Origin of the sequence: Blastococcus litoris, from assembly GCF_003075095.1 — a bacterium.
GTDB lineage: Bacteria > Actinomycetota > Actinomycetes > Mycobacteriales > Geodermatophilaceae > Blastococcus_B > Blastococcus_B litoris.
Genome location: NZ_QCZF01000022.1, coordinates 1 through 1,457, shown reverse-complemented (window position 1 = coordinate 1,457; position 1,457 = coordinate 1). Strand labels below are relative to the sequence as shown.

At 70.6% G+C, this 1,457-nt stretch carries 1 protein-coding gene; it reads right to left on the bottom strand.

The features are described 5' to 3' along the window. Positions 1-20: 20 nt before the first annotated feature. Positions 21-1,208 carry an IS110 family RNA-guided transposase gene (locus DCS98_RS22420; RefSeq protein ID WP_241038612.1) on the bottom strand — a complete coding sequence of 396 codons (1,188 nt, stop codon included), beginning with the start codon at positions 1,206-1,208 and terminating at the stop codon, positions 21-23. Between the last annotated feature and the right edge of the window lie 249 nt (positions 1,209-1,457).

The following is a 1,457-nucleotide window of genomic DNA, read 5'->3' as shown; positions in this document are numbered from 1 at the left end:
CCTGGATGAGCTCCTATGTGTCAACGCCGGTCGGGCGTAGCGTTTCTGCCGGCGGTGGGCGCGGTCTTCTGGCTTGAGCGAAGAGCGGGGTTGGGACTGGAAGCCCTGTCACGCAGCTGGCCTTGGCCGTTAGTCGTGTCCGGTGCCGTGGCCGCGTTCACCGTCTCGCTCGCTCCCGTGGCCGCCCTCTGAGCGCCGGCGAGGTCGGCGTGCATGGTCTTGTAGATCAGGTCCGAGAGACGCCGTTTCAGGCAGCGCAGCGCTTCCCGGCTGGTCTTCCCCTCGGCGCGTTTGCGCTGGTAGTAGGCCCGTCCTTCGGTGTCGGCGCGGATCTGGGTGATCGCCATCGTGTAGAGCACCCGGTTCAGCGTGCGGTTGCCCGCCCGGTTGAGCCGGTGGCGGCTCGTGCGCCCGGAGGAGGCCGGGATCGGGGCGGTGCCGTTGGCGGCGGCGAAGGCGTGCCGGGAGCGGTAGCGGCGGATGTCGGCGACCTCGCCGAGGATCGTGGCTGCACCGACCGGGCCGACGCCGTAGAGGTCGGTGAGGCCGGTGTCGACGGTGTCCATCGCGGCGGTGATGACGGCGGTGAGTTCTTTGATCTCGGTGGTCAGCTCGGCGAGCCGGTCCAGCCGGCGGCGGGTCAGCTGCGCCCGGACTCGGGTGTCGTCGAGCAGAAGCTGCTGGGCGCTGTTGATGAATGCCGGCGCGGTCAGGCGGGGGACGGTGGCCTGATAGCCGGGCAGCAGACCGTGAAGTTCGGCGTGGGTGCGGTTGGCCAGTCCGGTGCGCTCGTGCACGAGCTGGCCGCGGTAGTCGACCAGCGCGCGCAGGTCCGCGGCCTGCCCGACCGCCAGTCGCACCGGCGGCAGGCTGGTCTCCCGGGCGGTGATCCGGGCGATCGAGAGTGCGTCGACCGGGTCGGTCTTGCCCTGCCCGGGCCGACTCGAGCGTTCCCGAGAAGTGAGCGATGGCGGCACCTCCACCACGTCGATGCCGCCGGCCAGCACGAGCCGGACGGCGGCGCCGCGGCCGTAGTTGCCCGAGCCCTCGATGCCGATCCGGTCGACGTGGTGTTCGGCGAGCAGCGCCTCGAGCTCGTCGAAGCCGGCTTCGGTGTTGGCCAGGTTGGTGACGACCAGCGGTCGGCCGCCGGGGTCGATCACCGCGACGGCCAGGGTGTCTTTGTGGGTGTCGATTCCGGCGAGCACGCCGACTCCTCCGCGACGGGCGTGGTCTCGCGAAGACGGTGTCCGGGGCGCAGCGCATGCATCTGCGGGCCGCTGGTGCCCATGCTCCTATCAGGCGTCGATCGCCCCGAACACCGAAGACGTCACCGGCGGGCAGTCATTGCGGAAGCCATCCGAACAGCAGCATGAGGTGGAGCCTCGCCGGTGACGCCCGCGAGCGCCCCGCCAGGGGTGACGGAGCACCTCATTACCGCAGATGCATGAGGTGTG